The organism is Pantoea sp. GbtcB22 (assembly GCF_019091025.1).
Classification (GTDB): Bacteria; Pseudomonadota; Gammaproteobacteria; order Enterobacterales; family Enterobacteriaceae; genus Pantoea; species Pantoea leporis.
Genome location: NZ_JAGXKB010000001.1, coordinates 153,624 through 170,597, shown reverse-complemented (window position 1 = coordinate 170,597; position 16,974 = coordinate 153,624). Strand labels below are relative to the sequence as shown.

The window sequence follows — 16,974 nt, the reverse complement described above, 5'->3', positions numbered from 1 at the left end:
TAGGTCGTGACTGACCAGATTACTCTAAACCGAGGCTGTCACGTAAGATCTGCAGGCGTTCGCTGTCGCCGTCGCGCGCGGCCTGCTGCAGTGATTTGGTTGGTGCATGAATTAAACGGTTGGTCAGCTTGTGTGCCAGTTCCTGTAGCACTTTTTCGGCGTCAGCGCCCTGCTGCAGCGCGGCCAGCGCGCGTTCCTGTAACTCGGCGCGCACCTGATCGGCCTGCGAACGGTATTCACGGATGGTTTCAACCGCGCTTTGCGCGCGCAGCCAGGCCATAAATTCGCCGCTCTCCTGCACCACAATGCTTTCAGCCTGCACGGCGGCGGCTTTGCGCTGCGCCATGTTCTGCTCGATGATCGCTTGCAGATCATCAACGCTGTAGAGATAGGCGTTCGCCAGCTTGCCCACCTCCGGCTCGACATCGCGCGGTACGGCGATATCCACCAGCAACATCGGCTGATTGCGACGTGCTTTCAGCGCGCGCTCCACCATCCCTTTACCGATAATCGGCAGCGGGCTGGCGGTGGAAGAGATAATGATGTCGGCATCGGCCAGACGGGTTTCGATATCGCCGAGGCCAATCACTTCTGCCCCGACTTCATCGGCCAGCAGCTGTGCGCGTTCGCGGGTGCGGTTGGCGATCATCAGCTTCTTGACGGAGTGTTCGCGCAGATGACGCGCCACTAATTCGATGGTTTCACCAGCGCCGACCAGCAGCACGTTAACGGTGCTGAGCGATTCAAAAATTTGACGCGCCAGTGAACAGGCAGCGAAGGCCACCGATACGGCGCTGGCGCCAATCTCGGTTTCGGTGCGCACACGCTTGGCCACCGAGAAGGTTTTCTGGAACATGCGCTCCAGTTCACTGCTCAGCGCGTGGTCGCGTGACGAATCAACAAAAGCTTTTTTAACCTGACCTAAAATCTGTGGTTCACCCAACACCAGTGAATCCAGCCCGCTGGCCACGCGCATCAGATGGCTGACCGCCGCGTTGTCCTGATGCCAGTAGAGGCTGTTGCGCACATCCTCTTCACGCAGATCGTGATAGTCACACAGCCAACGCACCAGCTTCTCCTGCAGGTCGGCTTGCTGCTCTACACTGAGGTAGAGTTCCGTACGGTTGCAGGTCGAAAGGACCACACCGCTCTGCACCATCGGCTGGGACAGCAGGCTATTCAGCGCCAGTTCCAGCGTGTCTGGTGTAAACGCAACGCGTTCGCGTAGCGCAACAGGTGCAGTTTTGTGGTTGATTCCGAGTGCAAGCAGCGTCATGTGATTCGGGTTGGGATATCCCAAGTGTTGTCAGGGTTTTGTGCAGCGCATTCTACAAGATGCCACAGGTCAAGAAAAGCCATACAAAGCCTATGACAGTAATAAGATTAAACTGATCGTGCGCAATTATTGCCATAACAGCATTGACGGCTTACATGCGGATGGTTAGCGTTACCGGTTACGAAGTAAAAACGTGTCTGAGGAGATGACCACGTGATGCATTTGCCCCCGCGCAAGTTACTGCGCCTTTTACCCCTTGCCAGCGTGTTACTGGCTGCATGTACCATTAACAAACCACAAGGTCCGGGCCCAAGCACCACATCACCGCAATGGCAGCAGCATCAGCAAGCCGTGGCGAAAATCAGCCAGTATCAGACGCGCGGTGCGTTCGCTTACCTGTCGGATAAGCAAAAAGTGTATGCACGCTTTAACTGGCAGCAAACCGCTGCGGATCGCTATCGCCTGCTGCTGACCAATCCGCTCGGCAGCACCGAATTGCAGTTGGATGCGCAAGGTTCCGTGGTGCAGATCGTGGATAACAAAGGCAAGCGCTACGTGAGTAACGATGCCGAGAAGATGATTTCACAGCTTACCGGCATGGATATCCCGCTCGCCAATCTGCGTCAGTGGATGATGGGCTTGCCGGGCGATGCCAGCGATTATCAGCTGAATAACAATTACCAGCTGCAAAGCCTCAACTACAGCCGCAACGGTCAGCAGTGGAAAGTGAACATTTCTGATTACGACAGCAAAGTGAATCCGCCGCTGCCGGCGAATCTGGAGCTGTCTGAAGGCGGTCAGCGCATTAAATTACGCATGGATAGCTGGACCACTCAATGATCACCACGTGGCCCGCGCCAGCAAAACTGAATCTGTTCCTGTATATCACTGGCCGTCGTGCTGACGGCTACCACAATCTGCAAACGCTGTTTCAGTTCCTCGATTACGGTGACACGCTGGAAATCACACCGGACAGCAGCGGCAAGATAACGCTGCTGACGCCGCTGACTGGCGTGCCGGATGACGAGAACCTGATTGTGCGTGCTGCGCAGGCGTTAAAAACCGTTGCCGCTGCGCGTGGCACCTTGCCCGCGCAGGCCGGTGCCAGCATCGCGCTGGAGAAGGTTTTGCCGATGGGCGGCGGGCTTGGCGGCGGCTCTTCAGATGCGGCAACGGTGTTAGTGGCGCTGAATCATCTGTGGCAAACCGGATTAAGTGTTGCTGAGCTGGCGACGATTGGCATCAAACTGGGCGCGGATGTGCCAGTGTTTATTGGAGGTCACGCGGCCTTTGCAGAAGGCGTGGGCGAACTATTGCAGCCGGCTGAACCGGCAGAAAAATGGTATCTGGTGGCGCATCCAGGCGTGAGCATTGCGACGCCTGATCTGTTCCGCGATCCCGAACTGACGCGCGATTCACCAATCCGCACATTAGATGAACTGTTACAGCGTCCTTTTCACAATGATTGTGAGGCTGTGGCAAGAAAACGTTTTCGTAAGGTTGATGAGCTGCTTTCCTGGCTGCTAGAATACGCGCCGTCGCGCCTGACTGGGACCGGAGCTTGTGTGTTTGCTGAATTTGACACCGAATCCGACGCACGTCAGGTGCTGGAGCTTGCCCCGAAATGGATTTGCGGATTTGTGGCGCGCGGGCTTAACCTCTCGCCGTTGCAGCGCACACTTTCTGGGCTAAAAGCGTCTACGTGACAGTGTCACCCGTTCCAGACACTGCATGTTGCGCATTAACACACCCGTATGAACATGCTCTTTGGTATTCGCCGGTTACTCTAGAGCCGTTCATTCTCTGGACGCCAAGCCTGAGGTTCTTCTCGTGCCTGATATGAAGCTATTTGCTGGTAACGCCACCCCGGAACTAGCACAACGTATTGCCAACCGCCTTTACACTAGCCTCGGAGACGCCGCTGTTGGCCGTTTCAGTGATGGTGAAGTAAGTGTACAGATTAACGAAAATGTACGCGGTGGTGATATTTTCATCATCCAGTCCACCTGTGCCCCCACCAACGATAATCTGATGGAGCTGGTTGTGATGGTCGACGCCTTGCGTCGGGCTTCTGCTGGTCGTATTACTGCTGTCATTCCTTACTTTGGCTATGCGCGTCAGGACCGCCGTGTGCGTTCTGCTCGTGTACCGATCACCGCCAAAGTGGTTGCCGATTTCCTTTCTAGCGTGGGCGTTGACCGTGTTCTCACCGTTGACCTGCATGCTGAACAGATTCAGGGCTTCTTTGATGTCCCGGTGGATAACGTCTTCGGCAGCCCAATCCTGCTGGAAGATATGCTGCAAATTGGCCTGGAAAATCCCATTGTAGTTTCCCCAGACATCGGTGGCGTAGTGCGTGCCCGCGCCATCGCCAAACTGCTCAACGATACCGATATGGCTATCATCGACAAACGCCGCCCGCGCGCGAACGTTTCTCAGGTGATGCACATTATTGGTGACGTTGCGGGTCGTGACTGTGTACTGGTCGACGATATGATCGACACCGGCGGTACGCTGTGCAAAGCGGCTGAAGCGTTGAAAGAGCGCGGCGCGAAACGTGTTTTCGCTTACGCTACTCACCCAATCTTCTCCGGCAACGCGGTGGAAAACCTGCGTAAGTCGGTGATTGACCAGGTTATTGTCTGCGATACCATTCCGCTGTCTGAAGAGATGAAATCTCTGCCAAACGTGCGTACTTTGACGCTGTCTGGCATGTTGGCCGAAGCGATTCGTCGTATCAGCAACGAAGAATCAATCTCCGCGATGTTTGAGCATTAATTCATCGCGTGAAACCGGGCCTCGTGCCCGGTTTTTCTTTGCACCCTGCCCTCAATCTGACTCACCGATTAAGCCACTTTCCCCATTGATATTTGCGCGATAAATTTCGTTAAATCTCGCTATTCTCGCTGCCATCCACTCTTTTCCATCAACTCGCATTGCCGCCCTTTAGCGCTCCAATAATTAATGGTATTTTCTTCCCCACTTTTTTAAGAGCTCCGACCACTATGACTCTCGACCTCTACACACTGTTTGTTTGCGAGCTCTTTGTGCTGGGGTTTTTGAGTATCATTTTGATTTTTGCCTGGGTCGGTGCGCAGTACGATCGCGTATTGGGCTGCACCACGCTGGCGCTGGTTTTAACCCTGGCGGCGGTGTTCCTTAGCAGCTTACGCAGTGCGGGATTCCATTTTTTACCGGTCGCGGTCGGCAACGTCATGCTGTTGCTGGCTTATGGCAATCTGCTCAATGCCTTCCGCATCTTCTGCGCAAAAGCGATTGGCCTCAGCTGGTTAGGCGGCGGTTTGTTGTGGGCGATTTTGTGCCTGTTCCCCGCGTTTTATCATAGCCAGCCGAAGCGCGTGCTGGTGGTTTGCCTGCTGTGCATCATCTACACCGGCGCGCTAATCCGCTTGCTGTGGCGCGTGCGCGCGTCGTTGACCGTCACCTTCTGGCCGGCGCAAATCCTGCTATGGATCCATTTGCTGTTTCACGTGGCGCGTATCTTTCTGGACGATGCGGTGGCGACGCCGGTGCGCGGTGCGATTGGCGGTTCCAGCTTCTCGGTGTATGTGATTCTTGAATCGATCCTGTTTGTTATTGGCCTGAGTTTCACCATTCTGGCGATGGTCAACGAACGCACGCAAATCGCCCATAAACAGGCATCAATGCACGATCCGCTCACCAGCGTGTGGAATCGCCGCGCGCTGTTCGAGCAGGCCGATAAAATGATATCGCGCAGCGCGCGACAGTCACAACACTTTGTCTATAGCGCGGTGCTGTTCGATCTGGACCATTTTAAAAGCATCAATGACCGTTTCGGCCATCAGCAAGGCGATCAAGTGTTAATCGATTTTTGTCAGGTGGTGCAGGCGTTGATGCCGGAGAGTGGACATTTTGCCCGTTTAGGTGGCGAGGAGTTTGCTGCGATCATTCCCGGCGATGCCGAGCAGGCGCAGCGGGTATGTGAACGTATCCGTTTGGCGACACAGCTGTCGCAACCTAACGACGTGCGTTATACCGTCAGCATCGGTTATGCCACCGCGCTGCAGCCTGGCGAACCCTTCCCGCTGTTGCTGGCGCTGGCCGATGAAGCGTTGTACCGCGCAAAAGCCAGCGGCCGTAACCGCATCGAACGTTATCTCGCGCAGTTACAGCCGCTGCAGCAAACCGTACTCACTTAATGTGATGAGTGATTGCGACGGCAACGCTTATCGCCGTAATGACGTAACCAGTAATAACGATCTTCCACGCGCTCACGTCCGCTGACGCGCGCGCCCACCAGCCACAGTAAAGCGCCAACAAAGATGCTGAACATCGCACCGTGCGCAAGGAATTGCGGCAGGTTGAGTGAAGGAAGCTGGTTGATAATGGAATAGCCGACGCCTAATACCATCGTCAGTAAACCCAAACACATCAAACCGTTACCTACAAAGCGGCAATTTTGACGTTTCATGATCCACCTCCATCCTTTTAAAAGCAAAACAGCACGTATGGTTAACTAGCCATAAGCTTAGGCAATACCTGCCGCTTAAGTTGCGTATAGGATCACATATCCTTCACAACCTTTGACAAATCTTTACCGCCAGCGCCTTGATTTCGATAGAAAATGATTAGTCACGTAGAGACATTATCTGTGGCGCGTGGCCTTTGTCATCCGTGCCACCAGGCAGTAAACTATCGCCCTTTCCGCAGCAAGACAGGATAAACATCGTGAGCAGCATTAAACTGATTGTGGGGCTGGCCAATCCCGGCGCTGAATACGCCGCAACCCGCCATAACGCTGGCGCCTGGTATGTCGATTTACTGGCGAGCCGCAACAATCAGTCCTTAAAAGACGAGCCAAAGTTTTATGGCTACACCGCGCGCCTGTCGCTGGCGGGAGAAGATGTGCGCCTGCTGGTGCCCACCACTTTTATGAATCTCAGCGGCAAAGCGGTGGCGGCGATGGCGACTTTTTATCGCATTGCGCCAGAAGAGATTTTGGTAGCGCACGATGAACTGGATTTACCGCCGGGCGTGGCGAAATTCAAGCAAGGTGGCGGCCACGGCGGCCATAACGGCCTGAAAGATATCATCAGCAAGCTGGGCAACAACAATAATTTTCACCGTTTACGCGTGGGTATTGGTCATCCTGGCGACCGCAATAAAGTGACCGGTTTCGTGCTGGGTAAGCCGCCAGCCAGCGAACAAAAGCTGATTGATGATGCCGTAGACGAAGCGGTGCGCTGCACCGAACTCTGGCTGAAAGAAGACAAGATTAAGGCGATGAACCGCCTGCACGCGTTCAAGGCGGGCTAAGGCCAATTCCCGCGCCGCAGAAGGCAATTCTGTGTATAATGCGCGAAATTTTTTGAATCTGTCGGCGCTATTGAACAGCGCTGCGCACTCAGTGAGAAAGGTAATCAGACCATGGGATTTAAATGCGGTATTGTGGGCCTGCCGAACGTCGGTAAATCCACCCTGTTCAACGCGCTGACTAAAGCGGGTATCGAAGCAGCCAACTTTCCGTTCTGCACCATCGAGCCAAACACCGGTGTGGTACCAATGCCCGATCTGCGCCTCGATCAGCTGAGCGAGATTGTTAAGCCACAGCGCGTCGTGCCCACCACCATGGAGTTCGTCGATATCGCCGGTCTGGTGAAAGGCGCGTCCAAAGGTGAAGGCCTGGGCAACCAGTTCCTGACCAACATCCGTGAAACCGAAGCCATCGGTCACGTGGTGCGCTGTTTCGAAAACGACAACATCATCCACGTTGCGGGTAAAGTTAACCCGGCGGAAGATATTGACGTGATCAACACCGAGCTGGCGCTGTCGGATCTCGACACCTGCGAACGTGCGATTCAGCGTTGCCAGAAGAAAGCCAAAGGCGGCGACAAAGATGCCAAAGCCGAGCTGGCTGCGCTGGAGAAGTGCCTGCCGCATCTGTCAGAAGCGGGCATGCTGCGCGCACTGAATCTGGATGCTGACGAGAAAGCGGCCATCCGCTACCTCAGCTTCCTGACGCTGAAGCCAACCATGTACATCGCTAATGTCAACGAAGACGGTTTCGAAAACAATCCGTACCTCGATCAGGTGCGTGCGATTGCCGAAGCCGAAGGTTCGGTGGTGGTGCCAGTGTGTGCTGCCGTTGAGTCTGATATCGCTGAGCTGGAAGATGACGAGCGCGACGAGTTTATGGCTGAACTGGGCCTGGAAGAGCCGGGCCTGAACCGCGTGATCCGCGCCGGTTATGCGCTGCTCAACCTGCAAACCTACTTCACCGCAGGCGTGAAAGAAGTGCGCGCATGGACCATTCCTGTTGGAGCCACCGCGCCACAGGCGGCGGGTAAAATCCACACTGACTTCGAGAAAGGCTTTATCCGCGCTCAGACCATCGCGTTTGAAGATTTCGTTGCCTTCAAAGGCGAACAAGGTGCGAAAGAAGCCGGTAAAATGCGCTCAGAAGGTAAAGAGTACATTGTAAAAGATGGCGATGTGATGAACTTCTTGTTCAACGTCTAATCTCTTAATCGCAATAAAAAGCCCAGTTAATTAACTGGGCTTTTTTATTATCAAAATCTCACTTCTTTCAGGCCGCTTTGTCCGTCATCGCCACCCGCGCATCCAACTCTTCAGGCGTTTTCAGGAATGGCGTCAATACACCGCTCAGAACATAAAGCCCGGCATAAATTCCCAGCACCCCGCCCGCACCCAGCGATGAGTAGAACAGCGCGGTGATGGCAGGTGCGATAAAGGCGCCCAAACCTGCGCCCAGATTCAGCACCGACATGGCCGCGCCTTTGCTGTCCGGGGCCAGCAGTGGGAACAGCGCCGACAGCGGCACATAACCGGCCATGGTAATACCGCACAGGCACAGCACCAATGCCATCACATAGAAGTTGTGACCCAGCAGCTGCGGCACGGCCCAGACCAAAATCAGCACCGCCGCATAGCCAAATCCACCGACCCACATGATGGTGGTACGCCAGCCAAACTTATCGCCGAAGAAGCCAAAGAACAGGTTGGCGAAAATCGCCACCAGGAACACCGCCGACCACATATGCAGCCATTCGGTTTTGCTGTAGCCGAAACTGATCAGATAGAGCGGCAGGAAGGTCGCCAGGCCATATTGGGCGATGCCGTTTACCGATTTCACCACCAATCCCATCGCAATCACCGGACGCTGCAGAATGGTGATGCCTTTAATCAACTCCGCCGCGCTGAAAGGATGAATTTCAGATGCCGGTACCACGTCGCGGTTCACCCAAATGCCTAACACGGAGCCGACGACCACAAATACCATGCCGACCCACAGCACATGAATTTCGCCCATCACCGGCAATGCCAGCGAGGAGAAGAACGGACCGATGACGCTCAAACCCAGCGAGAAGGTAAACCAGAACCAACCCACTGCGGTAGAACGGCGCTCCACCGGCGTGCTGTAGTTAATCCAGATGAGAAACGAGTAGGCAAACAGTGGATAACCGATGCCGCGAATGGCATAAAACGGCAGCATCCAGGCCATGTGCATGGTCTTGAGGCCAACGCCGATAAACCCGATACTGCCGATAACAAAGGTGATCAACCCATACAGCATCACTTTGCGCGGGCCGAGGGTTTGCACCAGTACGCCGGTCACCCAGGCCGCCAGCGTCACGGTGACACCGTATGCGGTGATCAGATAAGAGGCTTGCGCGACAGACAGCCCTTTATCCACCAGCCAGATGGCAATCCACGCTTGTTCTACACCATCGCCGATCATGAATATCGCGAGGCCGATATAGCCCCAAAGCAAGTTTTTAGGCAAACCTATTTTGTCGAACATAGTTTCCCCCGTGTCAGACACTGACTGGTGGTAGTTAATAGAGGTAAGTTTTGATTTTGTTTTTATTCAGCGATGATTTTCATCAGCATGCCCTGCACTTTCAGCGCATCCTGGCTTTTAATCAGCTGATCGATTTCATCAATGCTCAGGCGATCAATAAAGCTGGAGAGCGCTTTATACATGCGAATGTTTTGCGCGCATTCGGCAACCGGATCTTCACGGCTTGGGAAGGTATCGAAATAGATCAGGCCGCTGAAGTTAACGCGTTTTGCGTAATAGATGTATTCCAGCGTCTGCATCAGGTGCACGGAACCCAGCATCAATCCATCATCAAAATGGCCATAACCATCATTCAGGTGGAAGCCCACCAGACGGTTTTTGCGTGCCGACTGGAACAGTGAGAAAGCGGGATTCTCTTTCTTCATGATCATGTGACAGAAATCGAGGGTAATACCGAGATTGTCAGAGCCCACGTCATCAATCAGCATCAGCGTTGAAGAGACATCGCCAATAAAGGAGAAGGTGCGCGGCTCATACGGCTTATATTCAAAACTGAATTGCATATCCGCGTGTGCCTGGGTCACGGTCTGTAATGCGCTGACCAGCCACTCATAGGCGCGGAAGTAATCCTGCTGGAATGGATAATCATAACCATCATAGCCAAACCACAGCGTGACGGTATTGCCGCCGAGGTATTTGCACATCTCTGCGGCTTCGAGGGTAATTTCGATCGCTTTTTTACGCAGTGCGGCATCAGGATTGGTGAATTCACCCTCGATGAACTCTTTGTTATAACGCAGTGCGATGCCGCCCACCTGCAAATTGTTATCGGCGATGGTCTGTTTAATCAGCGCTTTATCCTGACCAATAAAGTGTTCCGGATAATTCAGCTCAATATGCGTCAAGCCCGCAACGCTACCCATACGCGTAATAAGATCGCAAGTATCCATGTTGTTCTTCGCCGCAAACAGATCGGCTCTGGAGCGAAATGAATTTATACGTGATGAGAATTTCATTTTTTAAATTACCTTTAATGGGATTTCCATGTTCTTATAAATGAGAATATTCATCAGGTAAATGCGATCAGCTAAATACTACCGCTAATAAAATAAATGATAGATTTATAATAGTAAAAATTTTACCGCGAGAAAAATCATTGTAATACAATAGCTTAAATAGCTATTTTACTGTTAATGAAATAACAATCGCAATAAGGATAGTTTTGTTTTACTGCCAGTAAAATGCATCAGTAAAACGTTTTACAACGTGTGATCCAGTTAACACTTTTCCCCTAACTGCCATGCTAGCTTAGCGACAACATTTTTAATGAGCGCGCAAAATGCATAATCGACTTAAAGGCAATGAGATATTCCTGCTGGCTCGCACCCTTGCGCCTGAGCTGGGAAAAAAGGAACGTTCAATTGCACGTTTTATTGACGACAATCCACAGTCATTATCTAAAATGTGCATCACTGATATTGCGAATTATCTGAATGTTAGCGTATCGAGCATTACTAAAGTATCGAAGAAACTCGGCTTTACCGGTTTTCACGATCTGAAAATCAATATTGCCCGGCAAGTCAGCACGCAGGAAGATATCATCGATATTCCGGTAATCCCCGATTCAGAAAAATATGTCGAGCAGGTGATTGAAAGCACCTTTTTAAATTCGGTGCTGGCACTGCAGGATTCCCTGAGCGTGATTAACAGTGCCGTGATAAAAGCAGTGGCGTATCTGTTTATTAATAAACCAGAAAGCGCACGCATAGTTATTGCCGGGTGCGGTGGCTCAGGTTCTATCTGTGATGACTTCAATCATAAGCTGCTGAAGATCGGCATCTTCTCGTCGGTGTTTAGTGACAGCCACAAGCAGCTGATGACCGCCTCATTGATGCAACCCGGCGATATCCTGCTGGCGATTTCTCACTCCGGCCAAACCACGGACATTATTCAGATGGTAAAAGCGGCGAATGAGAACGGCGCAGAAACCATCTGCCTGACCAATTATCCCAACAGCCCACTGAGTTTAATTGCCCGGCACTCGATTATCTCGTCGGTTAAAAACAATCCAATTACCGGAGAGAACGCCACCACGCGCATTGTGCATCTGAATATTCTGGATGCCATCTTTACCCTTATCGCCAGCAAGACCAGCGAAAAAAGTCAGACCAGTTTACACAACACCAGAAATGCGGTTGCGTCCAAGCGCACCGCCAATTAAGGGCCGAAATGATGAAACATAATATTGTTGTTATTGGCAGTCTTAACTACGACATTCTTGTCCAGCAGGATCGCCTGCCGGAAATTGGGGAGACGTTTACCGGCAACGAATTAATGTTGATGCCGGGCGGTAAAGGGGCAAACCAGGCGGTTCAGTGCGCCAAGCTGGGGCTGAACGTCAATATGGTGGGCTGTGTGGGCAATGATATCTATGGCAGCGAACTCATAAAATCACTAAATGAAAATGGGGTATCGGTAGATAACATTAGCCAGCGCGGAAAAACCTCGGGCATTGGCATCGTGCAGATTCTGGAATCCGGTGATTACTGCAGCACCATTATTAAAGGCGCAAACTACCTGATTAGCGAACCCGATATTCACGATGGATTATTTAGCGATCGGCCACTGTTAATCCTGCAGTCAGAAATTCCCGATCGTGTGGTTGAACGTGCCATCAGCGTGGCCCGCCGTCACGATTGCCAGATTTTGCTCAACAACGCGCCGGCGCGCGAAATCTCTCCGCAGACGCTGAGTCAGGTCGATTTACTGGTGGTGAATGAGACCGAGGCCAGCTTTATGAGCAAAACGGCCGTCACGTCGGTTAAGGAAGCGATGATCTGTGCAGCAGCGCTACAGCAGAAGGTAAATGGTCGGGTGATTATCACGCTGGGCGAGAAAGGCGCGGTGTTATCCGGTGATGCAGCTGCCAGACATTATCCCGCCGTGGTCTGCCCGGATGTGGTGGATACCACCGGCGCAGGGGATTCCTTTATTGGCGGCATCGCCTATTGCCTGGTGAACAACATCGCTCTGGAAGAAGCGATTCCTTTCGCGGCTGAAATCAGTTCCTGCTCAATCCAGAAATATGGCGGTCAGAGTTCTTTCCCGATGCTGCCTGATGTGGCGCACGCGCTGACGCAAAACCGCCAGCGCCTGTTTGGTTGAAAAATACGGACCTGAAGCTCTGAGCGTCACCTTAACATCATCAAACCATCAACTTCGCAGCGTTCGTAAACGCCGATTAAGTACTGGCGCGCACCACAAAGTGCCAGTCCATCATAATGCGTTGAGCCGGCGAATCAGGTTGATCGATCTTATTCAGCAGCAAGGTAAACGCCTTGCGCCCCATATCGCGCGACGGCTGCGCCAGCGTGCTCAGCGGCGGCGTGACCATTTCGGCGAGGTCTGATCCATCAAACCCCGTCACAGCTATATCCTGCGGCACGCGCAGCCCGGCGGCGTGAATGGCTGACAGCGCGCCCGCCGCTAAGGTATCCGACACGGCAAACACGGCATCTGGACGCTCGGGCGCTGCCAGCAAGGCCTCCATCGCCTGTTTACCGGCATTAAAACTCAGCTCGGTGGCGTACGTGATGGCCTGCCAGCTGCGCGCTTCATGGATAAGTTGCTGCTGATAACCCGCTTGCCGCAGCTGCGCATATTTATAGCTGAGATCGTGGTTGATTAAGGCAATACGCTGTCGTCCCCTGCCCGCCAGAAACGCCACGACGTGCTTTGATGCCTGCACATCATCAATGCCCACGCAGGAGACATCACCGGCATCGGCGTATTCCGCGCATTGCACCCACGGCGTTTCGCCAATCAGCTGCGCCAGTTCTGGCAACTTACTGAACGCATCCATAGTGATAATGCCATCCACCATTTTCCCGGCCAGCAATTGCAAACTGGAGCGGGAGCGCTCGATATCTGAGCCAGAATTGCACAACAGAATGCGATAACTGTTTTTCTCCGCCTGCTCCTCAATGCCTTTTACCAACTCGGCACAAAAGGGATTGGAGATATCCGACACCATCACGAGAATCATTGAGCTACGTGCAGTTCGCAACTGACGCGCTAATAAATTTGGCTGGTAATTACTCGCTTTAATAGCGTGCAGGACTTTCTCACGATTCAGCGCTTTTACCGTATCGCTGTTATTCAGTACCCGTGAAACTGTCGCCACAGAAACGCCCGCTAAGCGGGCGATTTTTTGGATGGACATGCTTGCAACTCTTGCTCAGTCAGATACTACGGAGGCTAGCATAATTTCGCGCCCGCCTTAATCATGCGAATCTGCCGCATTTAACCCCAACTGGGCGCGGATGCTGGCTGCCTGCTGCGGTTGTGCGGCAAAGTCATCAAATGCCCGTTCGGCCACCGGAATGATGTGGCGACGAATGAAGTCGGCGCCCTCGCGCGCGCCGGTTTCCGCCTCTTTCAGGCAACACTCCCACTCCAGCACCGCCCACCCGGCATAATCGTACTGCGCCAGCTTGCTGAAAATGGCCGGAAAATCGATCTGTCCGTCACCGGGTGAGCGGAAGCGACCAGCACGATCTATCCAGCGCTGATAACCGCCATACACGCCGCTACGTCCGTTCGGCAGATATTCGGCATCTTTAACGTGAAAGGCCTTAATGCGCTGATGGTAGATATCGATGAACTGCAGATAATCGATATGCTGCAAGTGCAAGTGGCTGGGATCGAACAAGATGTTGCAGCGCGCATGATTGTTCACTAACGCCAGGAAGCGTTCAAACGTCACGCCATCATGCAAATCCTCACCGGGATGGATCTCGTAGCAGACATCAATGCCGTAGCGGTCAAACTCGTCCAGCACCGGCAGCCAGCGCCGCGCCAGCTCTGAGAAAGCTTCACTCAATAGCTGAGGATTGTGTGGCGGCCACGGATAGAGATATGGCCAGGCCAGCGAACCGGAGAACGTCGCGTGGGCCTGCAATCCCAGGTTGGCTGACGCGGCAGCTGCCTGCTTCACCGTCTGAATCGCCCACGCGGTGCGCTTTTCTTTGTCGCCGTGCAAGGCGGCGGGGGCAAAGCCGTCGAAGGCGCGATCGTGCGCCGGATGAACGGCAATCAGCTGGCCCTCCAGGTGCGTCGATAATTCACTGATCTGCAAGCCGTAGTTGGCCAGCAAACCCGTCACTTCATCGCAATAGGTTTGACTGGTTGCGGCGCGCGGCAGATCAAAAATTAGAGGGTGATTACAGGGTATCTGTAGCGCCTTGTAACCGAGCGCAGAGGCCCATTGCGCCAGCCCTGCCAGCGAATTAAACGGTGGCTGTTGCCCAATAAACTGCGCGAGAAAAATTCCCGGTCCTTTTAACGTTTTCACCTACACCTCCCATCAATCAAACCGCTTCATCCCGGTATTTAAAGGTGAAGAGGAAAAGAACGGCGATCACCGCTGCGGCAATTGCGGGGATCCACCAGAATGTTGCCCAGTTTTGTGCCGTGCCCTGTCCGGCAATCAGGCGGTTATACAGCGCGCCCGAGATCTGCGAACCCAGCAGCATGCCAATACCGTAGGTGAACATCACCACCATGCTCTGCGCCTGCCCTTTCACTTTCTCGCCGGCGATGCGGTCGGTGTAGATAAAGCCCACCACAAAGAAGAAGTCATAACAGACACCGTGCAGCAGAATGCCCATGTAGATCAGTGCGCGGCTTTCATCGTTCATGCCCATGGCAAACAGCGCGTAGCGCACAAACCACGCCACCATGCCGACCAGCAACATGTATTTGACGCCAAGGCGGCGGAACAGCAGCGGGATCACCAGCATGAGGACGATTTCGGACATCTGACCAAATGACATCGCGGTACTGACGTTACTCACGCCCGCATCCGCCAGCCAGGACGCGGTGTAGGCGTAATAGGTGCCGAGCGGGATGGAGATCAAGGTGGCGCAGAGAGCAAACACGAAGAAGTGACGGATTTTCAGCAGCGCAAAGGCATCCGCGCAGAACAGATCGCGCACTTTTAGCGGCATGCCTTTCGCCGGTGCAGGCGTATGCGGCAGCGTCAGACTGTAAATTGCCAACGCCACCGAGCAGATTGCGGCCAGGGTGAAAATCGCGGTACTGGAGGCGATGCCGGTAACACCAATAAAGATGCCCGCCACAATCCAGCCAATGGTGCCGAACACCCGCACCACCGGAAAACTTTTGTCACTGCTGGCCAGGCTGTGAAAGGCAATGTTGTTAGAGAGCGCCAGCGTCGGCATAAAACACAGCGTATAGCCAAACAATAAGCCAATCAGCAGCGCGCCGTTTTCGGCCACCAGCGCGCCCGGGACAAACCATAAAATCACCGCGCCCGCCAGGTTCATCACCGCCATGACTTTCTGTGAAGGGAAGAAGCGGTCAACCAACATGCCCAGCACAAACGGCGACAGTATTGAGGCGATCGGCCCTGCTGAGAAAGCATCACCAATCAGCAATGACATGTTGTGCTGCGTCATCACCAGCCCGAGCGTAACGGACCAGCTTCCCCAAATGAAAAACTGCATGAACATCATCAATGACAAGCGGGGAATCAGCAGACGCTGCTGCCTCGCCGCGATCTCAGAACCTGTAGTTGTCGAAACCATGCTGACCTCGCGCCAAAAAGAAATCGATTACATTCCACTGAGAGAAACAAAGTAATCGATTACTTTAAGCAGTTCCTGGTGACCGATCACAATTCTTTTACAAGTGACCCGAGCATCACCGAGCGGCTTAGGCTGACAGTGATTGCACGCGCAGCCTTGCTGATTTGCACTATCCTGTGCGGGAGAGATTTTAATGACGATTCAGAGGAATGGGATGAGCGCCGATAACGAACATGAAAACAGTGCAGAAACGCTACTGCAAAGCGGGCAAGCCTGGAATGGCCAGCATATTGAACACTATCCAGCCGGTAAGCCCGAGATCACGGTGATGAAGATGACCATTCCTGCACATTCCGAGCTGCCGTGGCATACGCATCCGATGCCGAATACCGCGTATATTTTATCGGGATCGCTGACTATCGAAGACAAAGCCAGCGGCGAGACTAAAACGTTTAACGCTGGCGAAGCCTTTAATGAATCCATCGATATTGCCCATCGTGGTTTCACCACGGATCAGCGTGCCGAGCTGATTATTTTCTACGCCGGGGTTGAGGGCATGGAACTCTCTATTCCGCTGCCGGGTGAAGAAGCCGAATATTAATTATTCAGCAGCGCCTGTTTAAACGAATAGATATGCACCCGCGCCGCCTCTTCCGCTAGCTCGGCATTTCCCTGCTCCAGCGCCGCAATGATCGCTTCGTGTTCGGCGATGACTTCGTTCATGTGCGCAGCGCTGGAAAGCGTGGTGGCCCAGAAGCGCTGCGCCTGCGCGTGGATAATGCTGAGAATATCGGCCAGCCGACCGTTGGCGGCGATGTCCGCCAGTACCTGATGAAATTCGCGGTCCAGCAGCATCATCTGTTCGCGATCGCGTGAGGCGCTGGCATTGGCAATGCGCTGATTCATCTCCCGCAGATAGATGATCTGCGCCGCATTGACCCGCTGCGAAGCCAGCCGCAAGCAAAGCGCCTCATTCACCAGACGCACCTCAATTAACTCCAGCGCATCATCAATTGACAGCGGCGACACCATCACGCCCTTGCGCGGGATAATCTGCAACAGCCCTTCCGTCTCCAGTCGATGCACCGCCTGATTCACCGGCGTTCTGCCCATCTCAAGATCATCCATCACCTGCGCGATATTGAGATAGTCGCCCGGTTTGTAGCGCAGCGTGATCAGCCGGTGCTTGAACGCCAGATAGGCGCGCTCGTTAAGCGAAATGCTTTTCGGGGTCGTCGGCGAGCTCACATTTTCAGCCATCACATTACTCATCACGCAAATCCTTA

Annotated in this window: 17 protein-coding genes; 9 read left to right on the top strand and 8 right to left on the bottom strand. The window is 53.5% G+C overall.

The features are described from left to right. Nucleotides 1-19 precede the first annotated feature (19 nt). On the bottom strand, nt 20-1,276 hold the full coding sequence (gene hemA, locus KVT28_RS00815; RefSeq protein WP_061718543.1) for a glutamyl-tRNA reductase: 1,257 nt from the start codon (nt 1,274-1,276) through the stop codon (nt 20-22). A 216-nt stretch (nt 1,277-1,492) separates the two neighbouring features. On the opposite strand from hemA, the gene lolB reads away from it, so the two are divergent. From lolB to KVT28_RS00795, 4 genes are all read left to right on the top strand, one after another. Continuing rightward, the gene (gene lolB, locus KVT28_RS00810) at nt 1,493-2,116 is read left to right on the top strand and encodes a lipoprotein insertase outer membrane protein LolB (protein ID WP_101764109.1); all 624 of its coding nucleotides are present in this window, start codon (nt 1,493-1,495) and stop codon (nt 2,114-2,116) included. Beyond that, complete coding sequence (ispE, locus tag KVT28_RS00805) at nt 2,113-2,982, top strand: 4-(cytidine 5'-diphospho)-2-C-methyl-D-erythritol kinase (protein WP_217546367.1); 870 nt, start codon at nt 2,113-2,115, stop codon at nt 2,980-2,982. The genes lolB and ispE overlap by 4 nt, the downstream gene beginning before the upstream one ends. Before the next feature lie 124 nt (nt 2,983-3,106). Continuing rightward, nucleotides 3,107-4,054, top strand: a complete 948-nt coding sequence (gene prs, locus KVT28_RS00800; RefSeq protein ID WP_006118899.1) for a ribose-phosphate diphosphokinase — start codon at nt 3,107-3,109, stop codon at nt 4,052-4,054. Nucleotides 4,055-4,281: 227 nt separating this feature from the next. Next, nucleotides 4,282-5,457: a GGDEF domain-containing protein gene (locus KVT28_RS00795; RefSeq protein ID WP_217546365.1), complete on the top strand. Its 1,176-nt coding sequence runs from the start codon at nt 4,282-4,284 to the stop codon at nt 5,455-5,457. Here KVT28_RS00795 and ychH read toward each other — a convergent pair. Beyond that, nucleotides 5,454-5,729: a stress-induced protein YchH gene (ychH, locus tag KVT28_RS00790; RefSeq protein WP_061723496.1), complete on the bottom strand. Its 276-nt coding sequence runs from the start codon at nt 5,727-5,729 to the stop codon at nt 5,454-5,456. The two genes, KVT28_RS00795 and ychH, sit on opposite strands and share 4 nt — an antisense overlap. A gap of 257 nt (nt 5,730-5,986) precedes the next feature. Between ychH and pth the strand changes: the two genes are divergently transcribed. Continuing rightward, nucleotides 5,987-6,574 carry an aminoacyl-tRNA hydrolase gene (gene pth / locus KVT28_RS00785; RefSeq protein WP_008107639.1) on the top strand — a complete coding sequence of 196 codons (588 nt, stop codon included), beginning with the start codon at nt 5,987-5,989 and terminating at the stop codon, nt 6,572-6,574. Between the two features lie 111 nt (nt 6,575-6,685). Continuing rightward, nucleotides 6,686-7,777 (top strand): redox-regulated ATPase YchF, encoded by a 1,092-nt coding sequence (gene ychF, locus KVT28_RS00780; protein WP_008107633.1) that lies wholly within the window; start codon nt 6,686-6,688, stop codon nt 7,775-7,777. A gap of 67 nt (nt 7,778-7,844) precedes the next feature. Here the strand turns inward: ychF and KVT28_RS00775 are convergent, their stop codons facing one another. Both KVT28_RS00775 and KVT28_RS00770 read right to left on the bottom strand, forming a co-directional pair. After that, the gene (locus tag KVT28_RS00775; RefSeq protein ID WP_110866351.1) at nt 7,845-9,080 is read right to left on the bottom strand and encodes an MFS transporter; all 1,236 of its coding nucleotides are present in this window, start codon (nt 9,078-9,080) and stop codon (nt 7,845-7,847) included. Nucleotides 9,081-9,142: 62 nt separating this feature from the next. Continuing rightward, nucleotides 9,143-10,096, bottom strand: a complete 954-nt coding sequence (locus KVT28_RS00770) for a sugar phosphate isomerase/epimerase (protein WP_101764104.1) — start codon at nt 10,094-10,096, stop codon at nt 9,143-9,145. 323 nt (nt 10,097-10,419) lie between these two features. Between KVT28_RS00770 and KVT28_RS00765 the strand changes: the two genes are divergently transcribed. Continuing rightward, nucleotides 10,420-11,301, top strand: a complete 882-nt coding sequence (locus KVT28_RS00765) for an SIS domain-containing protein (protein ID WP_137385979.1) — start codon at nt 10,420-10,422, stop codon at nt 11,299-11,301. A gap of 11 nt (nt 11,302-11,312) precedes the next feature. After that, nucleotides 11,313-12,245, top strand: coding sequence for a ribokinase (locus KVT28_RS00760; RefSeq protein WP_217547507.1), 933 nt, complete (start codon nt 11,313-11,315; stop codon nt 12,243-12,245). A gap of 76 nt (nt 12,246-12,321) precedes the next feature. On the opposite strand, the gene KVT28_RS00755 is transcribed toward KVT28_RS00760, so the two are convergent. Genes KVT28_RS00755 through KVT28_RS00745 form a run of 3 tightly spaced genes read right to left on the bottom strand, consistent with a single transcriptional unit; the run spans nt 12,322 to nt 15,688 of the window. Beyond that, the gene (locus tag KVT28_RS00755; protein ID WP_217546363.1) at nt 12,322-13,302 is read right to left on the bottom strand and encodes a LacI family DNA-binding transcriptional regulator; all 981 of its coding nucleotides are present in this window, start codon (nt 13,300-13,302) and stop codon (nt 12,322-12,324) included. 57 nt (nt 13,303-13,359) lie between these two features. Beyond that, entirely contained in the window at nt 13,360-14,433 is a 1,074-nt protein-coding gene (locus tag KVT28_RS00750; RefSeq protein WP_217546362.1) for a sugar phosphate isomerase/epimerase, read from the bottom strand. Nucleotides 14,434-14,449: 16 nt separating this feature from the next. Continuing rightward, on the bottom strand, nt 14,450-15,688 hold the full coding sequence (locus KVT28_RS00745) for an MFS transporter (RefSeq protein WP_217546360.1): 1,239 nt from the start codon (nt 15,686-15,688) through the stop codon (nt 14,450-14,452). 214 nt (nt 15,689-15,902) lie between these two features. On the opposite strand from KVT28_RS00745, the gene KVT28_RS00740 reads away from it, so the two are divergent. Next, on the top strand, nt 15,903-16,289 hold the full coding sequence (locus KVT28_RS00740; protein ID WP_167391207.1) for a cupin domain-containing protein: 387 nt from the start codon (nt 15,903-15,905) through the stop codon (nt 16,287-16,289). Here KVT28_RS00740 and KVT28_RS00735 read toward each other — a convergent pair. Continuing rightward, nucleotides 16,286-16,960, bottom strand: a complete 675-nt coding sequence (locus tag KVT28_RS00735; protein WP_110866359.1) for a GntR family transcriptional regulator — start codon at nt 16,958-16,960, stop codon at nt 16,286-16,288. The two genes, KVT28_RS00740 and KVT28_RS00735, sit on opposite strands and share 4 nt — an antisense overlap. Nucleotides 16,961-16,974: the final 14 nt, after the last annotated feature.